This is a genomic window from Pseudomonas sp. COW5 (assembly GCF_026240005.1).
GTDB lineage: Bacteria > Pseudomonadota > Gammaproteobacteria > Pseudomonadales > Pseudomonadaceae > Aquipseudomonas > Aquipseudomonas kribbensis.
The window spans coordinates 1,724,788-1,745,209 of the sequence record NZ_JAPHVP010000001.1 but is presented as its reverse complement, the minus strand read 5'-3'; the positions used below and the strand labels follow the sequence as shown (position 1 = coordinate 1,745,209).

Below are 20,422 nucleotides of genomic sequence, written 5' to 3'. Positions count from 1 at the left end.
CGGGTTATCTGACTTCACTTAAAGGGATTTCCACAATGAGTCGAAATCCTCCTCGCTCCCGCCATTCTGTGCGGCTTCCAGCGAACGATAGGCAAACTGATTGAAACTGTGTGTGCTTGCCACCCGTCGATCCAGTCCGGCGCGGTGTTCTTCGCCCTGGGTGTTGATCAGCACTTTGTTGCCTTCCTGAAACGGCAGTCGCGGCGCCAATAGCGTCGCAGGCAAGTCGATGGCACTGATTTCCGGCAACAGCAGACCTCGCAGGTAATGGCTGTGATCGTCCCGGGTGCGCACCAGTTGCAGGCCGCAGGGCTGGGCGTGTGGCGCTACCAGCTCGATACCCATTTGTGTCCCGGCGCCGCGCACCTGACGAATCCAGCGCACCACGGCAATGCTCCAGCCCTGATTCGTGGTGTCCTGGATGCCGACCATTTCCCCGGTCTGCAATTCGGCAGGCACTTCTTTTGGCCACGCCAGGCAGTAACCTCCGGGGCTGTGGTTGATGACCGGCAAGGCATAGGTCGGGTAGTGCGGCGGGCTGTCGGCGTCGCCTTCGTCGTCCGCCAAGGGTTCGTAGCGGATTTCTTCGTAAGGCAGAAACTCGTCGGACTTGCTCTGTGGGGCCGCATCGAATGCCTGACTCCAGCTGTCCTTTTCTCCTTGGGCCACAGCGCGGCTGAAGTTTGCGGCGCGCGAGCCGGGATGCCTGAGCAGTTCGCTGAAGGTGCGTTCGCCACCCAGATAGAAGTGCAGGGCGCTCATGCCGACGCACACGGTCAGGTTGCCCTGGCCAACGGTGCGCTGGAAGCTGCGTTCGGCAGCCTCGCCCCAGGTGGCGTGCAGATGTTGCAGGGTGTCGAGGGTCAGGCCGGACGGCACCGGCAGCGGCGTCGATGTGTCCTGATGCAACAGGTGAGCCTCGATGGCATTCACCAGCGGTTGCGGATCGAAGCCGAGCAGCCCCGACTGTTGTTCGCTGCGAAATTTGCTGCGATAGCGCGGACCGGCGTCGATCTCCGCAGAAATCGCGAACAACCCTTCGCCCGAGGCACCGGGATGCAGTTTCAGCCAGGCGCCCCAGGGTTCAAGCACCTGCGCGAGTTGGGCGATCGGATTCTGCCGCAACTGATTGCAGCGGGCGCTGCCCAGCAGCAGAGCGGCGATATAGGTCTGTTCGACGCTCAATTCACCGGCCAGGCTGGCCAGATCGTCACGGACCCGACGGTGTTGCAACTGCAAGTCGCAGGCACAGCGAAACAACTGGTGCAGCTCAAACCACAGCTGCTCCGGCGCCGGGCTGTACAACTGCGTGGCGCGCACCAGTTGCCCTTTCAGTGCATGAACGGCGCGTTGCAGTGCCTCGCTCAGCAGGGCGGCCCGGTCTTTTGAGTATTTGGGGGCGATGCGCAGAACGATCTGTTTGTAGCCGATGGCCAGCTGGCTTTGCAGGGCCTGACAGAGGTTGCTGATCTTGCGCGAGCGCTCGTCGAGCATGATCGCCTGATGCAGAAAGTGTCGCTCAAGGTGCTGGCAGACGAAGTACACCTCGGGCCGCAGCAGCTCCAGCAGGTGCAGGCGGTTGTCGCTGGGCGTCAGCAGTTGATTGAGTTCGCCGAGGCCCTGATAGAGCTGACGTGCGGTTTCACCGATGTTGGCTTTCGGCAGGCCGGCGATCCAGCGCTTGAGATCGCGTGGGGTCGCTTCACAGAAAGACAGGCGCAACTGCGTTGGCGTCGGTGCGCTCAGTTGCGGTTGGAATCGAGGCTCACTCATGCCGTGACCAGCTCCGGCGGCGAATAGGGCAATGCCAGAACTCTAGCAGTTGTGGTCTGTTTCGCAGGCGCTTGTCGGGCTTTTTTACCGTTGGTCTGCTGGCCTGATGCCATTTCGGCAGGCGCTACTAGGCTCTCTGGCGTGCGATCGGAAACGCACGGTTGCACGGCTTGCCGCCAACGTCGGGCAGGTCTCTGAAAAACTTCAAGGAGATGAGGTTCATGTCTAAATACGCAGTGGCAAACCAATGGGGCGGTAGTTCGGCACCTTGGCATCCGGGTGGAACCTGGGTTCTTGGGGCGCGGGACAACCAGAAAGTCGTTGCCATCGACATCAAGTCCGGCGACGGCGGCAAAACCTTCAATGGCACCATGACTTACGCCGGCGAAGGCCCTATTGGCTTCAAGGCTCAGCGCACTGGTCAGAACCAGTACAACGTCGAGAACCAGTGGGGTGGCAACGATGCCCCATGGCATCCGGGTGGCAAATGGGTGATCGGCGGTCGGGATAACCAGAACGTTATCGCGTTGAATGTCACCTCGAGTGACGGCGGGAAAAACCTCAGCGGCACCAATACCTACGCCAACGAAGGGCCGATCGGCTTCCGTGGGCAGATAGAGTAACGGCGCCGTTCAGGTCGTGTCCGCCCCTTCGCAGACGTGCGCAGGGGCGGATCAGCAGGTTCAGGCGTTCGACAGTGCCAGGGCCTGACCCATCTGTACCGGCGAGCCGGCTTTCAATTCTTCAACCCATTTCACCTGATCCGGCCCGAACAGCACGATTGCGGTCGAACCCAGCTTGAAGCGTCCCAGTTCGGCGCCTTTTTCCAGATGAATCGGCGCGCGGGCGGCTTCGTCGTAGCGGAAGGTTTTCAGCTCACGCTTCGGCGGCGTGACCAGGCCGGCCCACACGGTTTCGATGGAGGCCACGATCATCGCGCCCACCAGCACCACGGCCATCGGCCCGCGCTCGGTGTCGAAGATGCACGCCACACGCTCGTTGCGGGCGAACAGCTCAGGGACATTTTCAGCGGTGGTCTGATTGACCGAGAAGATCCGGCCCGGGATGTAGACCATCTCGCGCAGGGTGCCGGCCAGTGGCATGTGCACGCGGTGGTAGTCCTTCGGCGACAGGTAAACGGTGGCGAATTCGCCGCCCATGAACGGCGCGGCATTGGCTGCGTCGCCACCGAGCAATTCCAGCACGCTGAAGCTGTGGCCCTTGGCCTGGAAGATGCGGCCGTGCTCGATCGGGCCGAGCTGGCTGATCGCGCCGTCGGCCGGGCTGAGGATCGCGCCCGGGGTCTGATCCAGAGGGCGTGCGCCGTCTTTCAGTGCGCGGGTGAAGAAGGCGTTGAAGTGCTCGTAAGCGGTGACGTCTTCAACCAGCGCCTGGGACATGTCCACCTGATAACGCTTGGCGAACCAGGTGGTGAAGGCATTCTTGAACCAGCGCACACGGCACTCGGCGATACAGCCGGCCAGGCGCGACAGCAAGTGGTGAGGCAGCAGGTACTGGCTGACGATAAACAAACGCTCTTTCATGACTGTCCTTAAAAATCCTTAAAGCTCGACGGGGGTGTCGGGGTGGTTGCCCCATTCGCCCCAGGAACCGGCGTAGCCCTTGACCCGCGGATAACCGAGAGCCTTGGCCACCAGATAAGTGAAACCGGACCGGTGATGGGTCTGGCAGTGAGTGATGATTTCTTTGTCCCTGGTGATCCCGAGGTTTTCGAGGATCTGCGGCATGTCGGTACGGATGCGCAACTGACGCGCCTGATCCATGCCTGCCGTCCATTCGAAATTGACTGCGCCGGGGATGTGTCCACCCTTGGCCGCCAGTACTTTCTCGCCGGAATATTCCAGTGGCCCGCGAGCGTCCCAGATCGCCAGGTCGGCGGCACCGAGGCGGCTTTGCAGGTATTCACGGGTGGCGGTCGGTTCGTCGTGCAGGGTCAGGGCCACCGGGCCGCCGACCGCAGGAGGAACCTGGATCGACATCGGCGAACCTTCCGCCAGCCACGCCGGCAGGCCGCCGTCGAGGTAGTGGTACTTGTCGTGACCGATCACGTCGAGCAGCCAGATGAAGCGCCCGGCCCAGCCGCCGCCTTCGTCGTCGTAGACCACGTAGACCGCATCTTTGTTGTGGCCCAGCTCGCCGAACAGCTCTTCGAGTTTTTCTTTTGTCGGCAGCAGGCCCGGAGCCGGTGCCTGGCCCAGCTGGGTGCGCTTCGGATCGACGAAGCGTGCGCCGGGAATGTGACCCTCGGCATAGCGGGCGGCGCTGGTCAGATCCACCAGAATCAGATTGCGGGCGTCGAGTCGCGGGAGCAGGTCGCTCGGCTCGATCACCAGCGCCAGGCCAGAGAAGTCAGACATGTGAGGTCTCCAGAGCACAAAGGGGAAGGATTGTAGCTGTCATTGGCCGCGCTGGCTAAAGCTGTGCAGGGCTTTCTCGATGCACTGCGCGGTTTTGCCGAAGGCTTGCACGGTGATGTCGGCGAACGGTCCGCCACCCTGGTCGGCGACCACGATCATGATTACCCGACCGTTATGGATCAGCGAGCGCAGAAACAGATGTTCGCCACGAAACAGCGTACGCAGGGATGGCGGCAGCAGGGCGGAAAACTGGGCGTTGTTGTCCGGGGTGATCCGCACCTGTGCCTGCTGCGCGAGCAAGCGTTGCAGCACGGTACTTTGGCTGACGACGAAGTTCAGCGCAGCGGCTTCCTTCGGCAAACCGGAAATCTGATGCACACGCAGACTGGACTGGGTGCGGTCGGCCATCAGGATCATCACCCGACGCATGCCGCTGGCCACCAGCGCGTCGCGGGCGGCGATGGTCAAGTGCATGGCGTTGGTGAAACGGCTCGGCTCGGCCAGCAGCTCGGCGCATTGCCGGCGCCATTTGGCCAGGTCGTCGGCATTGGGTGCGGCGGCCGGCAGCATGCCGGCAGGCAAGCGACGGTTGTCCCATGGCCACAGCAGCGAAACCGCCGGGTGCCACAGATCCGGCATCGAATGCCGGCGCGCACTGTTGGCGGCCTGCTGGTGCAGCTGTTGCTGCACTTCGTCCATCGGGATTTGCAGATAGAGGCTGGTCAGGTACTGCCAGCGCTCGCTGTGCGGACTGTCCCAGGCCTGTTGCGCCGACAGCGCCAGACCATTGGCCAGCAGCACGGTATTGGCCGGCTGATTGAGCCAGTTGCGCAGGGTCGGGTCGTCATCGAGGCGGTTCTGTTGGCGCAACGGATGATCGACATCGCGGGCGATGCGCAGGACCTTGACCAGTTCGCGCTGCTCGGTGAGCAGCAATCGATACCCCTGCTGCACCCAGATCGGCAGGCGCCAGGCTTCGACCAGTGCCGCACCGATCTTCAGCAGGCGCACGCCGAACAATTGTTTTTCCACGTCGCGGGCCGATTCGCCCTTGTGGATGACCCGCACTTCCCACTCTTCGAGCAGTTTGGGAAAGGTCAGCGCCAACGGCCACAGCGGCGACAGAAACAACAGACTGCCCCAATGAATGTCCTGCCACAGCCGCGCCAGGCGACTGGCAAAAAAGCCGTTGGCCTGTTGCGTGGCGTGCTGACTGATCATCTGTATCTGGCGCAGGGCCTGGGGAATTTGCACCTGCGGCTCGGCTGGCAGGCGTGCCAGCAGTTCTTCGGTGCGGGCGAGCCCCAGGCGATTGATCGCCACCTCAAGGTTTTCCGCTGGTGTGGTCAGGCTGCCCTGGGTATGGCGGTTGGCTTCGCGGATGATGCTCAGGGCCAGCGCCGGGCTGTCCTGCATCAGGTCGGCAATGTCGCGCAACGAGCTGCGATTGTCGCGGATCGCCCGGCAGACCTTGTCATGGGCCTCTTGCGGCACCGGCAGGCGCACGCTGTCGAGCAGCTTCACCCAGCCATCGAGTGTGGTCGGTCTTGCGTGTGGGACGTTCGTTTCATTAGCCATGTCTGGACGGGATCTTGATCTGCTGTAGACGCGCCCGGCACGGGCTAAATTGGCTTTTCGCCTGAACTGGCTATAGTCTGGCGCAGTTTTGCCGATAAGTAGAAGAAGAGATTTTTTAACTTCCGAATATGACCTTGAACCCGACTTAAACAAGTACTTTCTACCTATGGCTAAAATTATCGGCATCATCGTCGTATTCGCGAGCGTGCTCGGCGGATACGTGCTCTCCCACGGCAAGATTGCCGCCCTGATCCAGCCCTTCGAGGTGATGATCATCGGCGGTGCGGCACTCGGAGCATTCCTCCAGGCCAACCCCGGTTACATGACCATGCACGTGCTCAAGAAATCCCTGGGCATGTTCAGCTCGCGTTTCAGCCACACGTTCTATCTGGAAGTGCTTGGCCTGATCTATGAAATCCTCAACAAGAGCCGCCGTGAAGGCATGATGGCCATCGAAGGCGACATCGAAGATGCCGCTGCGAGCCCGATCTTCGCCAAGTACCCGGCGGTGCTGAAAGACGAGCGCATGACCGCGTTCATCTGCGATTACCTGCGCATCATGTCGTCCGGCAACATGGCGCCGCACGAACTCGAAGGCCTGTTCGACATGGAGTTGTACAGCCTCAAGGAAGAACTGGAGCATCCTTCCCACGCGGTCAACGGCATTGCCGACGGCATGCCCGGTTTCGGTATCGTCGCGGCGGTACTGGGCATCGTGGTGACCATGGCGTCCCTGGGCGAGGGCGACCAGAAGTCCATCGGTCTGCACGTAGGTGCGGCACTGGTCGGTACCTTCTTCGGTATCTTGGCGGCCTACGGCTTCTTTGGCCCGCTGGCGCACTCCCTGGCTCACGATGCCAAGGAAGAACTCAACGTTTATGAAGCCATCAAGGCTTCGCTGGTGGCTTCGGCTTCCGGCATGCCGCCGTCGCTGGCCGTGGAATTCGGGCGCAAGGTTCTGTACCCGGCTCACCGTCCTAGCTTCGCCGAGCTGGAACAAGCGGTTCGCGGTCGCTAAGTCATGGAAAATAACCAGCCGATAATCATCAAGCGCGTCAAGCGCTACGGTGGCGGGCATCACGGCGGGGCGTGGAAAATCGCCTTCGCCGACTTCGCGACGGCGATGATGGCGTTCTTTCTGGTGCTGTGGCTGCTGTCCACCGCAACGCCGGAACAGAAGATCGCCATTGCCGGCTACTTCAAGGATCCGGTCGGCTTCTCCGAGAGCGGCACGCCTTACATCATCGACCTGGGCGGTACGCCGACCCTGGCGCCGGAAAACACCCTCAACCCTGAAGTGAAGTCTCAGCCGCAACCGGACAAGGTCACGGTCGACACCGATCAGGTTGAAGGCATGGCCGAGCAGGTCGAGAAGGAGCGTCTGGAACTGTTGCTGCAGGAACTGCAGAACAAGGTCGACGAGAACCCGCAACTGCAGAAGTTCAAGGATCAGATCCTGTTCGAGATCACGCCGAACGGCTTGCGAATCCAGATCATGGACGCCGAGAACCGGCCGATGTTCGACTCCGGTTCTGCACGCCTGAAGCCGTATTTCGAAGACATCCTGCTGGCCATGGCCGACACCATAAAGGCGGTGCCGAACAAGATCAGCATCAGCGGTCATACCGATGCCAAGCCGTACACCGGCACTGGTGATTTCGGTAACTGGGAGCTTTCGGCCAACCGTGCCAACGCCGCCCGGCGTGCATTGGTGGCGGGCAGCTATCCGGACGGTCAAGTGGCTCGTGTGGTGGGTTACGCCTCGTCGGCACTGTTCGACAAGGAGAACCCGTTCAACCCGGTCAACCGCCGTATCGACATCGTGGTGCTGACCAAGAAGGCCCAGGCCGCCATCGAAGGTTCTCAGGGCGCCGAGCCGGCAAAACCGGCCGAAGGGCAGAACGGCGCCGATCCGGCCAAACCGGTCGACCCGAACGCCTTGCCGGCGGATCAGCAACCGGTGCCGGCCCACGAGTTGCGCGAACGGTTGAACCTGTTCGACGACCCGCTGCCGAAACCGGCCGAGCCGGGCAGCGCAGCGCCAGCCCCGGCGCCTGCTGCACCGGCCACTGCACCGGCGCCCGCGCCGAAGCAGTGACCCACAAAAAAGCCGCGAGATGATCGCGGCTTTTTTGTGTCTGGCTGCTTAATAGCCGTTTTCGGGAAGGCTGGCGATGATCGAGCGGTAGCTGTTCATCCGCTGTTGCTGGATGCGCCCATCTTCAAGGGCCTTGAGCAAGGCGCAGCCCGGTTCACGATCGTGCTTGCAGTCGCGGAAGCGGCAGGTGCCGAGCAGGTCGTCGAACTCGATGAACCCCGCCTCGACATCGGCACGGCTGACGTGGCCCAGGCCGAATTCGCGGATGCCCGGGGAGTCGATCAGTTCACCGCCGCCGGGGAAGTGGAACAGTCGCGCGGTGGTCGTGGTGTGGGTGCCCTGGCCGGACCATTCGGACAGCGGGCCGACACGGGTTTCGACGTCCGGCAGCAGGCTGTTGACCAGCGACGACTTGCCGACACCGGACTGACCGACGAACACGCTGATGCGTCCGTCGAGCAGCGTTTGCAATTGCTCCATGCCGTTGCCGTGGTGCGCCGACACTTCCAGCACCGGATAACCCAGCGTTCGGTATACCGCCAGCAACGCGTTCAGCGCCGGGGCGTTCTGTTCGTCGATCAGGTCGAATTTGTTCAGCAGCAGCAATGGACGGATGCCGGCGTGCTCGGCTGCGACCAGATAGCGGTCGATCAGGTTCGCATGGGGCTCGGGCAGCGGGGCGAAGACGATGACGATCATGTCGACGTTGGCGGCCACCGGTTTGAGCTGGCCTCGGCTGTCCGGGCGGCACAGTTCGGTGGTGCGCGGCAGTTGCGCGACGATCACACCGATGCCCTGGTTGCCGGCGCGCCAGACCACACGGTCACCGGTTACCAGCGCTGGCAGGTTGGCCCGCAAGTGGCAACGGAAGACCTGACCGGCCAGTTCGCCGTCAACGGCCTCGACCTCGACCTGCACACCGAAGTGAGCGATCACCAGACCGTGCTGTTCCGGGCCCAGGTCGCCGCCTTCGAGCGCCTCGACAGCCGAGGATTCGCGTTTGGCGGCGCGGGCGGCGCGCTCGCCCTGAATCTTTTCGATGCGCCAGTTTTGACGACGATTGAGTTGGCGTTTGGCCATGGGTGTTCCGTCTGAAGAATGCAGCGATTGGGTAAAACGGCCGCGAGTTTAGCACGCCCGGGCACCGCCCTAGGCTAAACTGCGCAGCATTGCCTAGGAGCCGAAATATGCAAAACCCGCAGAACCTGATCTGGATCGACCTGGAAATGACCGGTCTGGATCCGGAAAACGACGTCATCATCGAAATGGCCACTATCGTCACCGATAGCGATCTCAACACCCTGGCCGAAGGCCCGGTGATCGCCATCCATCACAGTGACGAAGTCCTTGCCCGGATGGACGAGTGGAACACTCGCACCCACGGCAACTCCGGCCTGACCCAGCGTGTGCGCGAAAGCCGCGTGACCATGGCCGAAGCTGAAGCCGAAACCATCGCTTTCCTCGAAAAGTGGGTGCCGAAGGGCAAGTCGCCGATCTGCGGCAACAGCATCTGTCAGGACCGTCGCTTCCTTTATACCCACATGAAATCGCTGGAAAGCTATTTCCACTACCGCAACCTAGACGTTTCCACCCTCAAGGAACTGGCCGCGCGCTGGGCGCCGGACGTGCGCGACAGTTTCAAGAAGGGCAGCACTCACCTGGCGCTGGACGACATCCGCGAATCCATCGCCGAGCTGCAGCACTACCGCCAGCATTTCATCAAGTTCTGAGATCGACGGCCTTTGTGGCGAGGGAGCTTGCTCCCGCCTGGCTGCGCAGCAGCCAGATCCCCTCGTCACAGACGTTCAGCAAAACGCACTTCTGGTGCCGCCCTGAAATGGCTAGACTGCGCGCCTTCCTGCCAGGACCGCCGCCATGTTGCTGATGCTCTACCTCGTCGCCATTACTGCCGAAGCCATGACCGGCGCCCTCTCTGCGGGCCGTCGCGGCATGGATTGGTTCGGCGTGGTGCTGATTGCCTGCGTCACCGCATTGGGCGGCGGTTCGGTGCGCGACGTGCTACTCGGGCACTACCCGCTGACCTGGGTCAAACACCCGGAATACCTGGTGCTGACCACGGTCGCGGCGATGATCACCGTGTTCACGGCGCGCTGGATGCGCCATCTGCGCTCGCTGTTTCTGGTGCTCGATGCCGTCGGTCTGGTGGCGTTCACCCTGATCGGCTGCATGACCGCCCTGGAAATGGGCCACGGCATGCTGGTGGCCTCGGTCAGCGGCGTGATCACCGGGGTGTTCGGCGGCATCCTGCGCGACATCTTCTGCAACGACATTCCGCTGATCTTCCGCCGCGAGTTGTACGCCAGCGTCTCGTTCGCCGCCGCGTGGTGTTACATGCTTTGTCTGTATCTGGATGTGCCGAGCGAACAGGCGATTCTGATCACCTTGTTCGGTGGCTTTCTGCTGCGGTTGTTGGCGATTCGCTTTCATTGGGAAATGCCGAAGTTCGTTTATAACGACGAGCATTGAGAACTGGCTACAGCTTCTTACACTTGATTTTAAGTTCGCTTTTGAATGACGTGATATTGATGTCCGGTTCCGCCCAATAAAGTGCGGGTGCATCGGAACTGATATCAGTCACAGGAGTGAAAGAATGAGTGAGTTTAATGAGCTGTCTGCAGAGCGCTTGATCAATTCGGCTTCTCTGGAAAGTATTGAATTGAAGGTGAAGTTCGATTCAGGGGGCGCAACGCGCAGCAAGGTGTTGTTTGGCAACGGGCGTATGCAAGTTAAAGTGCAGGTGCTGGTCTCCGGTTTCGATGAGAGCGGTCAACATATTTCTGTACCGGCTGATGTACTGAATACAGTAGAACTTATTCATTACAATACCGGGAGAACATTGCGGGACGGCTGGAAAGCCAGTGCCGAACAGGGACGATATACACTGGAGGCTCCTGTCTCTGCAGATTTGATGGACGCATCGGACGATGAGTCGCAATACCATGCCCATCCTCACGTGCGCACCTTCTGGGTTTCATCGGCGGGGGTTGGTACCACACAGATCGCAGCGCGTGTTTTACTCAACGGAACCGTTATTCAAAGCAACGGTACTGGTCTGATCGATCGTCAGGACAGCAGTATCACGCTGGATGCGCAATTGCCGATCAGCTACTCGCTTGAGCAGTTTCACTTGAAAAGCGTACGGCGCGGGAATGAAGAACCAGGTAACCGGATCTCCAATTACTACCTCGGACTCAATCATCAGGGGCAGCAAATAAAACTGGTGGACTGGGTGGCTTCGCGGGGTACAGGCAATTTGGTTTTTGCTCACGGTAACTGGCTGGGTGCCCCTGCGACCAATTATCTGATCGGTATTCTGGCAAGTCCGGATCAGGCTGATGTGACTGTAAAGTTGCCTGTCAATGACAACAATTTTTTAGACACCGTATTTTCAGGCCCGGCCAGTGTCTCTTCTGAGATGAGTAAGGAATATCCTGTACGGGTCAGCGATCGTCACGGTGAATTGACTATTGTGCAAGCCATCTCCGAATACACGTACAGCTACGCCAAGTATACGGTGGATGAGGCGTTTCATTTTTCCGCGATTGATCAATACGGGTCTGAACACAAACTGGCCATTCGAACCGACGCTACGCAAGGTTTGTTCATTCTTGAGCGGGGGTAAATCTGCATCAGGGCAATAGATATATAAGGTCGCTGTAAAAGAATAAGTCAGTAAGCTGCCATATCGATGATCCCTGCCGGCATTTCGGCAGGGACACTATTGTCCGTCAGTTCCTTACCGTAAAGGGGCTGACTCAATATCGCTCAAGGATGAGAATTGATGCTCAAAAAACCACCAAGGGATTTTGCTCCAGCACCTTCCCCGAACCCACCTGCTTCCCGCACTCCAAGTCATGAAGCACCGCCGCGAGTGGATGTCGACGTGCCAGGTGTGTCACGTCGCGCTGCATTGCCACCTGCGACAACAGACCCTGGCCATTCAGGCAGGCAGAATGCCCCTCCCTCGCCTGTTGTCGAGAACAGCATGATTGTTTCCGAATCTGCATCCCGGGTGCCTGCAACCGCACCGATGCCTCCGGTGTTGGCCGATTTCTGGATCAGCGCTGCAGCTAAACTGCCCGCACCCGATGCTCAGGGATTCAGAATCATCAAGCAGCGCCGGTACATCGAATTGACCGACGGGCATTTTGTCCAGGTTGCCAGGGATCCCGTTACGGGGGATTGGCGAGCAATGCTGGCAAGTGAGCTTGTTCCTTCCGGGCCGTTACTGTTGCCTGATCAGCACCGCCGTTACTGGCACCCGAAAGACAGCAACGGGGCGCATAAGATTACCGGTGTGGACGAAGCCGATGTTGAAACCTTCGCGCCGGGACCTTCCTCGGCTCTCTCAGGCCGCCTGATTTCGCAAGCATCTTTCGAGCGCCGAGTGCGAGCGCTTTATCCCGGGCTTGCGGACGACGAAGTGAGTGCTTTCATCGGAGATCGTTTACACAGTGATCCGCATTCCGTTCTCGTGCGACTGGAAAAAGAGTCTGTAGCGTTGTGTGAAGAACTGAAGGACTGGGTGGCGAATGAGCGTTCAGGTCATCCCGGCTCTGAATCCGGATTGAGTGCTGAAGCTCTCGCCAGCCAACGACAGAAGCGTGAAAAATTCAGTCAGGATCTTCTGGCGATCTGGCGACGTGAGTCAGTGCCGGGCCAGGGTTCTGCCGATCAAAGCTTTTCGACGTTCATCGATTTCTCCGGGGAATTGCCACACTTGTCCGCCCGGTTTGAATGGGTGACAGAGCTGGTGCTGACCGCTCGTAATACCGAAGTATCGTTGGGTCGGTTTTTAGACAGTTTTCCCAATGTTCGCTACCTGATTCTGGAGTCTGTGCGAATGGAGGAGTTTTCTCCGGCGATCTTCCGGATGCGGGATTTGCAGCACCTGACTTTGAACGGAAATTCACTTCGTCTCTCCGAGAACAGTGCCGAGGGCCTGTCCCGGATCGAAACCCTCACGTTACTGGATTTGAGGGAAAACCCTTTGGGCATTGCCCCGCCTGTGGGATTCATGCGGGGGTTGCGAGAGTTGTTTCTGCGCGATTGTGCGATCGACGAGCTTCCGTCCGGTATGGAGCGGTTGCCAGCACTGACTCGCGTGGATTTGCGAGAGAACGACATTTCCATCATCGGCGAAGAGTTGTTCGACATTCCGGACACGCAGAATCTTTACCTGGATTTGAGGGACAACCCGCTCGGCGTGGTGACGAGGGAGCGAATCACCCACTATCTGGAAAATGCCAGTCTTGATCGTAAAGTGCAGATTCGCTCGGATGAGGACGGTCTTGATGTCGATGAATCTTCCGAATCAAGCGACAGTTCTGATAGCGGGGTGGAGTCCGACACCTGATAAATACTGAGCAGCCGTTGTCTTGCAATGAGTCTGGTTGTAAAAAATAGTTGGCCCACTTTTTTCTTTGTCTTTTTGGCTTTGGAGGGAGTGGGCTTTTTTTGTTGTGATTTTTATATTTCAGAGAGCAGGTTTTATAGTTTGTGTTTCAGGTTGGTGCTTTCGGGTGCTCTGCTTACATGTTGTCAGCTATTGCTGCTGTTATAGACTTTTGTGATGTGTTTAATATTTGATCGTGCCCTGACTTGTCTGAAAAGGGGTCAATTGAATATTTATACAGGAAGTTATTGATGTTGGAAGAAGTCGTCAGTGTTCAGAGGCTCGAAGTCAAGTTTGATTCGGCACCCACACTTCGTCATAAGCAACTCTACGCCAACGGTCGCATGCAAGTACGGGTGCTGGTCTTGATTTCGGGTGGCGATGCCCAGGCCAACGAAGTGTCCCTGCATGGGCATCCGGCCATGCAGACCCTTCGCCTGATCTCCTACAACGGCGCGCGGCCGCTCTCGGGGGACTGGAATGTCGAGACCCGGGAAAATCGCTACGCCCATGACATGGCAGGCGGCATCGCCCGGGCCACTCCACTGATACCGGCTGCGCATAACCGCATTACCGACCCTGCCGAACCCGTTCAGGTCTATGAGTTCTGGGTCAGCAGCTCCAGGCCGGGCTCACTGCAAATTGCCGCCGAAATCACCTTGGGCGATGAAGTGTTTCGAAGCAACGGGCAACTGGGGAGCGACAGCAGCGTGACGTTGGAGGCGATATCGCCGGTCAAGTATCCAGTGAGCCACTTTTCTCTGGAAAAGGTCAGTGAAAGCGTCATTGATCGTTTCGACGCGATTCATCGATACAGCCTGGGTCTCTATGCTGACCGTCGTTCCATTCATCTTCTGGACTGGACCAGCACGCAAGTACAAAAGGATGACGAATACGCGACGTTGTTTTTTGCTTCCGGAAATATTGATGATTCCCACCCGGGGGGAAGAACTTATTGCGGCTACATGGCGCCGGTCTATGGTGCCAGTGCGACCATTCGCGGTCCGAAAGGGTATGTCGGGACGCCAGTCAATCAGCAGCCGGGTAATCTGACGGTATTGAGCTATCTCTCTCCCGACTATCAGAGTCAGCTGGTTCGGGATCAGGTTTTTGAACTGACGGTATTCGATGAGTTCGGTACGGCGCACTGGCTTCGTATAAAGCCGGATTTTTCCGCACGCGCATTCAAGTTGGTTTGAGCGGCGATTTTTTAGCAGATTGTCGCGAGCTTCTTTTGTTCGGTTTCAACGCAGTCGGTTTGAACTTCGAAGTTCATCGAGTGGGTTGGTTATTGTGTGGTGAATAAGGAATTTATATATGGAGAACAAATCTCCGGGCTCCGTGCATTCCAATGCATTCAATTTTGGTGAGTTTGTAACGGGCGGTGTTGATCCTCGGACGGGCTTGTATACCTGTTCCTTGTCTTTGGGGGCTGTTCGATCTGCGGGTCTCAACGGACCTTCGTTCGGACTCGCCCTGGGGTTCAACCCGCTTGATACTCGAAACACCGGATTCGGGCTGGGCTGGTCGCTGGCCACGACCCGATACGACACGCGCAGCAAGATGATGACCCTGTTCAGCGGTGAGCGTTACAAGGCCGTCGAAACGGTCGCGGGTCTCCAGTTCAGGGAAATGAAGCTGGAAAGCGTCAAGGTCGTGAAAACCGGTGCCGGACGTTTTGATGTTCATTGCAAGGACGGGCACCGGGAAGAGTTGACGGTGCAGGCTGGCAGTCCGGTTGCAGTCCCGACGCGGATCGTCGCGGCCAACGGCGCAGGCATCACACTGATGTACAAAGTGGTCAATCAATACCCGGAGCTGATCGAAGTCAGGGATGACCAGCGGACGCTGCTGAAAATCTCCCGCAAGGGCACTCTGGTTACGTTGAGCCAGAACCCGGACACGGCATCCAGGGCTGACTTCACAATGAAGCTCGATAGCAACGACCGGGTCGTGGAGATCGGTTTGCCAGAGGGCCGGGGCTGGGATCTCGAATATTCGCTCATCGATGAAGTCGGCTACCTGAAACGGGTTGTGACACCTCTGGGGGCCGTGGAAACCATTCGCTACAAGGAGCAGGGACATCTGCTGCCCGCCAGCGACGCCGGGGCGACGGCGACGCTGCCTCATGTCATGGCCCATGACATTTATCCGGGTCACGGTCAGCCGAAAACGAGCAGAATCTACACGTTTTCGGACCGTAATTTCCTTGGGCATGGTTTGTCGGTGGAGCCATCCGACGACGGTGACCCGCTCTACTCGGCACCCTGGAGTTACCAGTATGCGTCCGAGGAGCGCCTGGTGGTCGATGGCAAGGTGCACAGTCACATCAAGCGGACGTACAACAAATTCCATTTGCTGGTTGCGCAGGTGACAACGTGCGGGGAGGCGGTCACTTCGCAGTTCACCGAGTATCACGTCGCAACTGGAAAGCCTTTCAATGAGCAACCGGCACATTTTCGTCTGCCCCGGATCCAGAAACTGAAATTCGAAAACCGTCTCGGCAAGAAGCAACGCGAGGAGACGACGATCACCGAGTTTGATGCGGTGGGTAACCTGCTCAGGCATGTGGGGCCCGACGGTGTCACAACGCTGTCCGAATTCTATCCGGCGGTCGAGTCGCCGGACTGCCCGGTGGATCCGCTCGGCTTTGTCCGTTTCGAGAAGCAAAGGACGGTCACCGCCGCACCCGGCGGCGGGGCCTCGACCTGCACCCGTTTTCGCCATGCCTTGCACCCGGCATTGCAAGGCTCGACGCTGGCCAGCGTCGTGCTCATCGAAGAGCAGTTTTTCGAAACGGTGGAAGACAAGGAGGTTCTTCGTTCAAAAGTCGAGCACAGCTATTTCGATACACCGGCGGACCGGCTCCGACATGGTGCATTGCAAGAGCAGCGCAGTACCCGGAACGGTCGCACCACCCGAACGGCGTTTTCCTCTCGGCTGGAAGGTGCTCGCCTTCATCTGAGCCACACGGTTCACGGTTTCGATGGTACTTCGCAAAGCACGACGCAAGTCCTGTCGTCATACAGCGGATTGACCTTGTCGGAGACCGACATGGACGGTGGCCGGATCGACTATGAGTACGATGCCATTGGTCGATGCGTGCGCAAGACCCTCTCCCCGGACACCGCCCATGCGGCTTCGACGACTTGGGTTTATCAGGAGGCAAACAGCACTTCGCCCGCGACGGTGACCGTCTCGGATCCGGCGGGAGGTGTGCAAACGGTCACTCATGACGGTTTGGGGCGCGTGATCGGCATCAAGGAGCTTGATTGCGACATTCCAGATGAGGGAGCGTCGCAAGAAAGCCTTATTCGCACGGTGTACTCCGCACTTCACGACAAGGCGGGGCATCTGGTGGAACAGACCCGCACAGACTGGTGGGATGGCATTGCCCGTCCGGCCATTACCCGGCTGGTTTATGACAGTTGGGGGCAAGTGAAACAGACGCATCATGCTGACGGGCGCGTAGAGCATCGCGAATTCGATCCGGTCGCTCTCCGGGAAACCCTCTGGCAAGAGGGAATGGGCAAGACGGTCTCGGTTTTCAATGCTTTCGGCAAGCCGAAAAGTATTGAGATGCTTGATCGAAAGGGGGAGAGCCTGGGCAAGTCGGTCCTTGAGTATGACGGTTACGGCAGAACCCGTAGCCGGACCGATCAGGAAGGCAACAAGACGCTCTACCACTACGACGTCTTTGATCGATTGGTTCGCAGCGAATTGCCGGACGGGCATGCAGTCGAGACAGAATATGCCGATCACAGCGCCGAAACATTACCGACAAGGATCAAAGTCGACACTCTGGAGTTGGGTCGACAGGTATTCGACGGGCTGGATCGCCTGACTGAAAGTACGGTTGGCGGGCGCACATCCACAACGGGGTATGTGTCGGGCTCCAGCCAGGCCGGATGGCAAATGGGGGCTGACGGTAAAAAAGTCGAATTCACCTGGTCGCCGGGAGTGAGCAGGCTGGCTGAGCGCAAGGCTGACGGATTGCTGGCGCGCTTCACTTACGACGCCTTGCATGGCAAGCCTGAAACCTGCATCGAGCAGGGGCGCGAGCATCATTTCGTCTATTACCCTTCCGGACGCTTGAAGTCCGAAGCAACCGTGTACGGTGAACATCGCCAGACAACCTCCCACACTTGGTCGCTGGCTGGGCGGCCGCTGACTTTCATCGATGGACTTGGCAACGAACACACGTCTGAATATGACAGCTGGGGGCGCAAATCCGCTTTCACGCAGGGCAGTTTGCGGTTCGAATACACCTATGACACCGCAGGCTTGCTGGCGCTGATCGATGCCCGGGATACATCAGCCGCCCTGCGCATGAAGACGCATCTGGGCTACGACGATATCGGGCGTGAAACGACCCGCCGGTTTGAAGTCGAGGGGCAGGCAAGTCAGACGCTGACCTCGAGTTACACCCCCTCCGGCAAGCTGGCGCAGAAAGTCTTGAAACGCGGGACTCAAGTACTGCGCGATGAGCGCTTTACCTATGACGTGCGTGGGCGACTGAGCCATTACAGCTGTGAAGGCACGCAACGGCCACGGGATCCCTACGGCAAGGAAATCGTCGAACAGACATTCACCTTCGATGCGCTGGACAACCTCCTCACGCTGCAAACCCGTTTCCCCCAGGGAGTCAATCTGACGACGTTCAGCTACAGCAAGGTCGACTTCACCCAGCTCGCGGACATCAGTCATTCCCACGCGGATTACCCGCAACCGGTCACTCTGCAATACGACGCCAATGGCCGGATGATCAAGGATGACCAGGGTCGTACGCTGACGTACGACACGCTTGGGCGTCTGACAGGTGTCAGCGATGCGCAAGGGCAGAGGGTGCGGGGCTATCAGTACGACGGCTTTGACCGGCTGATGGCGCTGTCGCAGCCGGGTAGCGCGGACACTCAGCGTTACTATCGCGGTGGACGCGTCATTAACGAAGTGCGTGGCGGCGATTCGTGCAGTGTCGTGCGCCACGAAGGTCTGTTGCTGGGACAGCACCAGATCGGAGTGGATGCGGGTGTGAGGATGTTCGGCACGGATCAGCAACAAAGCGTGCTGACACAACTGCAGAATGGCCGGCTTGCCGATATCGCCTACAGCCCGTTTGGGCATCGGGAGGCTGAAGGCGGTTTTTTCAGTCTGCCGGGTTTCAATGGCGAGCAGTTCGATCCCGTCACCGGTCTGTATCTGCTGGGCAATGGCTATCGGGCCTACAGCCCGACCTTGATGCGCTTCATGTCACCCGACAGCATGAGTCCGTTCGGGGCAGGAGGGGTGAATGCCTATGCGTATTGCCTGGGGGATCCGGTCAACCGTGTCGATCCGACGGGGCATTTTTCCTGGCAGTCGATTCTGGGAATTGCGCTTGGGGTCATCGGGATTGCCGCGAGCATTGTGACCCTTGGGGCGGCTACCCCTCTGGCGCTGCTTGCCATGGGGCTGGGTGTCGCCTCGGGTGTTTCGGGTATTGCCAGTGAGCTGGTCAATGAGTGGGCACCGGAGTCGGAAGCCGCATCAATACTCGGTTGGGTAAGCCTTGGATTGGGCGTGGCTTCGGCGGGTGCAGGATGGCTGGCAGCCCGGCAAATCATCACGCGGGGCGGACGGATGCTGGGCAAGAACTTCAAGGGGCTTGCCGACGAACCACCCGTCGAGTACTACGCTCGAGGAAAGAAGGCCAAGTCATCCGGCGCAAGCGCTCAGGAGCCACCGCCTCCACCGGTACGCTGGACATTGACAGAGGATTACGCTGCACACGATTACCTGCCCAACGGTAGGCTGGGCAACGTTTCAAGGGGTAAATACCAGGAGTTCAAAACCGACATCGCGACGAACAATAAATCGCCAATCGACGCTGCGAGAAATTATCCCGGGAGCAAATACGACCCTTATCCGAACTATGCCAATGCCAAGCCCTTTAAGGACTACGAGCATGCTCACCTGCGTCTGACACAGGAACATCGTGTGTTCTTCCTGACAAACAAGAACACCCGGCATGTCATCATCAAGCAGGTAGGGGCGCACGACCCTGCGTGGTAACTGAAGCAATGAGGGCGCGTGAGGCGGGTTACTCCGGGGTCAGTTTTGCGCGCTCTGAATGTCGGTTCAACGCCCACTCCACATGCTCTCTGACCAGCTCCGACGGATAATCCCGTCGCGCCTTCAACGCTTCCAGCACCGGGATCGTTGAGGGCGCATTCCCCAGGCCGACCGCCAGATTGCGCAGCCAGCGCTCGTAACCAGCCCGGCGCAGAGGCGAGCCCTCGGTGCTGCTCAAGAACTTCTCTTCATCCCACAAAAACAGTTCTGCCAGTTCGGCATTGTCCAGATTGTGCCGTGGCTTGAAATCGCTTTCGCCGGACGGGCGGGCGAAGCGGTTCCACGGGCAGCAGATCTGGCAGTCGTCGCAGCCGAACACCCGGTTGCCGATCAACGGTCGCAAGTCTTCGGGAATGGCGTTCTTCAGTTCGATGGTCAGGTAGGAGATGCAGCGTCGCGCGTCCAGCACATACGGGCCGACGAAGGCGTTGGTCGGGCAGATGTCGAGGCATGCGGTGCAGCGCCCGCAATGTTCGGTGCTGTGGGGGGCATCCACCGGCAACGGCAAGTCGACGAACAGTTCGCTGAGAAAGAAATAACTGCCGGCCTTGCGGTTCAGCACCAGAGTGTTTTTACCGATCCAGCCCAGGCCCGCCTGTTCGGCGATGGCTTTTTCCAGCACCGGGGCGCTGTCGACGAAGGCGCGGAAGCCAAACGGGCCGATTTCGGATTGAATCTTGTCCGCCAGTTGTTGCACGCGCTTGCGGATCAACTTGTGATAATCGCGGCCCAAGGCATAACGCGAGATGTAGGCTTTTTCCGGTTTCGCCAGCATTTGCGCCATTTGCGTGTCGCCCGGCAGGTAGTCCATGCGCAGGGACACCACGCGCAAGGTGCCCGGCACCAGTTCTTCCGGGTGCGAGCGTTTGCTGCCGTGGGCGCCCATGTAATCCATTTCGCCGTGATAGCCGGCCTCGAGCCAGCGTTGCAGATGCTGCTCATGCTCGGCCAGGTCCAGACCGCTGATGCCGACTTGCTGGAAGCCCAGCTCGCGGCCCCAGTCCTTGATGGATTGGGCGAGGGCGGGAAGATCTGTGGTGATGGCGGACATGAGGCGAGAGAAACCGG

Annotated in this window: 15 protein-coding genes; 9 read left to right on the top strand and 6 right to left on the bottom strand. The window is 59.2% G+C overall.

Annotation, left to right across the window (positions count from 1 at the left end):
* Nucleotides 1-18: 18 nt before the first annotated feature.
* A complete protein-coding gene (locus tag OQ248_RS07935; protein ID WP_265812510.1) occupies nucleotides 19-1,773 on the bottom strand; it encodes a molecular chaperone in 1,755 nt (584 codons plus the stop codon).
* A 221-nt stretch (nucleotides 1,774-1,994) separates the two neighbouring features.
* On the opposite strand from OQ248_RS07935, the gene OQ248_RS07930 reads away from it, so the two are divergent.
* The gene (locus OQ248_RS07930; RefSeq protein WP_085711146.1) at nucleotides 1,995-2,396 is read left to right on the top strand and encodes a lectin OAA; all 402 of its coding nucleotides are present in this window, start codon (nucleotides 1,995-1,997) and stop codon (nucleotides 2,394-2,396) included.
* A 60-nt stretch (nucleotides 2,397-2,456) separates the two neighbouring features.
* Here OQ248_RS07930 and asd read toward each other — a convergent pair whose 3' ends face one another.
* The 3 genes from asd to OQ248_RS07915 are packed head-to-tail and all read right to left on the bottom strand — an operon-like array spanning nucleotide 2,457 to nucleotide 5,729.
* The gene (gene asd / locus OQ248_RS07925; RefSeq protein ID WP_265812509.1) at nucleotides 2,457-3,317 is read right to left on the bottom strand and encodes an archaetidylserine decarboxylase; all 861 of its coding nucleotides are present in this window, start codon (nucleotides 3,315-3,317) and stop codon (nucleotides 2,457-2,459) included.
* A gap of 18 nt (nucleotides 3,318-3,335) precedes the next feature.
* Nucleotides 3,336-4,151 (bottom strand): thiosulfate sulfurtransferase, encoded by an 816-nt coding sequence (gene rhdA, locus OQ248_RS07920; RefSeq protein WP_265812508.1) that lies wholly within the window; start codon nucleotides 4,149-4,151, stop codon nucleotides 3,336-3,338.
* A 39-nt stretch (nucleotides 4,152-4,190) separates the two neighbouring features.
* Nucleotides 4,191-5,729, bottom strand: a complete 1,539-nt coding sequence (locus OQ248_RS07915) for an HDOD domain-containing protein (RefSeq protein ID WP_265812507.1) — start codon at nucleotides 5,727-5,729, stop codon at nucleotides 4,191-4,193.
* Between the two features lie 166 nt (nucleotides 5,730-5,895).
* On the opposite strand from OQ248_RS07915, the gene motA reads away from it, so the two are divergent.
* Entirely contained in the window at nucleotides 5,896-6,747 is an 852-nt protein-coding gene (gene motA, locus OQ248_RS07910; protein ID WP_114881205.1) for a flagellar motor stator protein MotA, read from the top strand.
* Nucleotides 6,748-6,750: 3 nt separating this feature from the next.
* On the top strand, nucleotides 6,751-7,827 hold the full coding sequence (gene motB / locus OQ248_RS07905) for a flagellar motor protein MotB (RefSeq protein ID WP_114881206.1): 1,077 nt from the start codon (nucleotides 6,751-6,753) through the stop codon (nucleotides 7,825-7,827).
* Nucleotides 7,828-7,875: 48 nt separating this feature from the next.
* Here motB and rsgA read toward each other — a convergent pair whose 3' ends face one another.
* Nucleotides 7,876-8,907 carry a small ribosomal subunit biogenesis GTPase RsgA gene (gene rsgA, locus OQ248_RS07900; protein ID WP_085711151.1) on the bottom strand — a complete coding sequence of 344 codons (1,032 nt, stop codon included), beginning with the start codon at nucleotides 8,905-8,907 and terminating at the stop codon, nucleotides 7,876-7,878.
* A gap of 107 nt (nucleotides 8,908-9,014) precedes the next feature.
* Here rsgA and orn point away from each other — a divergent pair, with 107 nt between their 5' ends.
* The 6 genes from orn to OQ248_RS07870 all read left to right on the top strand — a co-directional run bounded on the left by orn (nucleotide 9,015) and on the right by OQ248_RS07870 (nucleotide 19,294).
* Nucleotides 9,015-9,557 carry an oligoribonuclease gene (gene orn, locus OQ248_RS07895; protein WP_265812506.1) on the top strand — a complete coding sequence of 181 codons (543 nt, stop codon included), beginning with the start codon at nucleotides 9,015-9,017 and terminating at the stop codon, nucleotides 9,555-9,557.
* A gap of 145 nt (nucleotides 9,558-9,702) precedes the next feature.
* A complete protein-coding gene (locus tag OQ248_RS07890) occupies nucleotides 9,703-10,314 on the top strand; it encodes a trimeric intracellular cation channel family protein (protein ID WP_265812505.1) in 612 nt (203 codons plus the stop codon).
* Between the two features lie 124 nt (nucleotides 10,315-10,438).
* Entirely contained in the window at nucleotides 10,439-11,470 is a 1,032-nt protein-coding gene (locus OQ248_RS07885; protein ID WP_265812504.1) for a hypothetical protein, read from the top strand.
* 363 nt (nucleotides 11,471-11,833) lie between these two features.
* Entirely contained in the window at nucleotides 11,834-13,204 is a 1,371-nt protein-coding gene (locus tag OQ248_RS07880) for a hypothetical protein (protein ID WP_265812503.1), read from the top strand.
* A gap of 290 nt (nucleotides 13,205-13,494) precedes the next feature.
* Nucleotides 13,495-14,442 (top strand): hypothetical protein, encoded by a 948-nt coding sequence (locus OQ248_RS07875; RefSeq protein WP_265812502.1) that lies wholly within the window; start codon nucleotides 13,495-13,497, stop codon nucleotides 14,440-14,442.
* Between the two features lie 118 nt (nucleotides 14,443-14,560).
* Nucleotides 14,561-19,294, top strand: coding sequence for an RHS repeat-associated core domain-containing protein (locus OQ248_RS07870; protein WP_265812501.1), 4,734 nt, complete (start codon nucleotides 14,561-14,563; stop codon nucleotides 19,292-19,294).
* A gap of 28 nt (nucleotides 19,295-19,322) precedes the next feature.
* Here OQ248_RS07870 and queG read toward each other — a convergent pair whose 3' ends face one another.
* Nucleotides 19,323-20,405 carry a tRNA epoxyqueuosine(34) reductase QueG gene (gene queG / locus OQ248_RS07865; protein WP_265812500.1) on the bottom strand — a complete coding sequence of 361 codons (1,083 nt, stop codon included), beginning with the start codon at nucleotides 20,403-20,405 and terminating at the stop codon, nucleotides 19,323-19,325.
* Nucleotides 20,406-20,422 lie beyond the last annotated feature (17 nt).

Excerpts from the sequence above, each read along its gene's own strand:
- OQ248_RS07935 (WP_265812510.1), bottom strand. The coding sequence starts at position 1,773 with ATGAGTGAGCCTCGATTCCAACCGCAACTGAGCGCACCGACGCCAACG.
- OQ248_RS07930 (WP_085711146.1), top strand. The coding sequence starts at position 1,995 with ATGTCTAAATACGCAGTGGCAAACCAATGGGGCGGTAGTTCGGCACCT.
- asd (WP_265812509.1), bottom strand. The coding sequence starts at position 3,317 with ATGAAAGAGCGTTTGTTTATCGTCAGCCAGTACCTGCTGCCTCACCAC.
- rhdA (WP_265812508.1), bottom strand. The coding sequence starts at position 4,151 with ATGTCTGACTTCTCTGGCCTGGCGCTGGTGATCGAGCCGAGCGACCTG.
- OQ248_RS07915 (WP_265812507.1), bottom strand. The coding sequence starts at position 5,729 with ATGGCTAATGAAACGAACGTCCCACACGCAAGACCGACCACACTCGAT.
- motA (WP_114881205.1), top strand. The coding sequence starts at position 5,896 with ATGGCTAAAATTATCGGCATCATCGTCGTATTCGCGAGCGTGCTCGGC.
- motB (WP_114881206.1), top strand. The coding sequence starts at position 6,751 with ATGGAAAATAACCAGCCGATAATCATCAAGCGCGTCAAGCGCTACGGT.
- rsgA (WP_085711151.1), bottom strand. The coding sequence starts at position 8,907 with ATGGCCAAACGCCAACTCAATCGTCGTCAAAACTGGCGCATCGAAAAG.
- orn (WP_265812506.1), top strand. The coding sequence starts at position 9,015 with ATGCAAAACCCGCAGAACCTGATCTGGATCGACCTGGAAATGACCGGT.
- OQ248_RS07890 (WP_265812505.1), top strand. The coding sequence starts at position 9,703 with ATGTTGCTGATGCTCTACCTCGTCGCCATTACTGCCGAAGCCATGACC.
- OQ248_RS07885 (WP_265812504.1), top strand. The coding sequence starts at position 10,439 with ATGAGTGAGTTTAATGAGCTGTCTGCAGAGCGCTTGATCAATTCGGCT.
- OQ248_RS07880 (WP_265812503.1), top strand. The coding sequence starts at position 11,834 with ATGATTGTTTCCGAATCTGCATCCCGGGTGCCTGCAACCGCACCGATG.
- OQ248_RS07875 (WP_265812502.1), top strand. The coding sequence starts at position 13,495 with ATGTTGGAAGAAGTCGTCAGTGTTCAGAGGCTCGAAGTCAAGTTTGAT.
- OQ248_RS07870 (WP_265812501.1), top strand. The coding sequence starts at position 14,561 with ATGGAGAACAAATCTCCGGGCTCCGTGCATTCCAATGCATTCAATTTT.
- queG (WP_265812500.1), bottom strand. The coding sequence starts at position 20,405 with ATGTCCGCCATCACCACAGATCTTCCCGCCCTCGCCCAATCCATCAAG.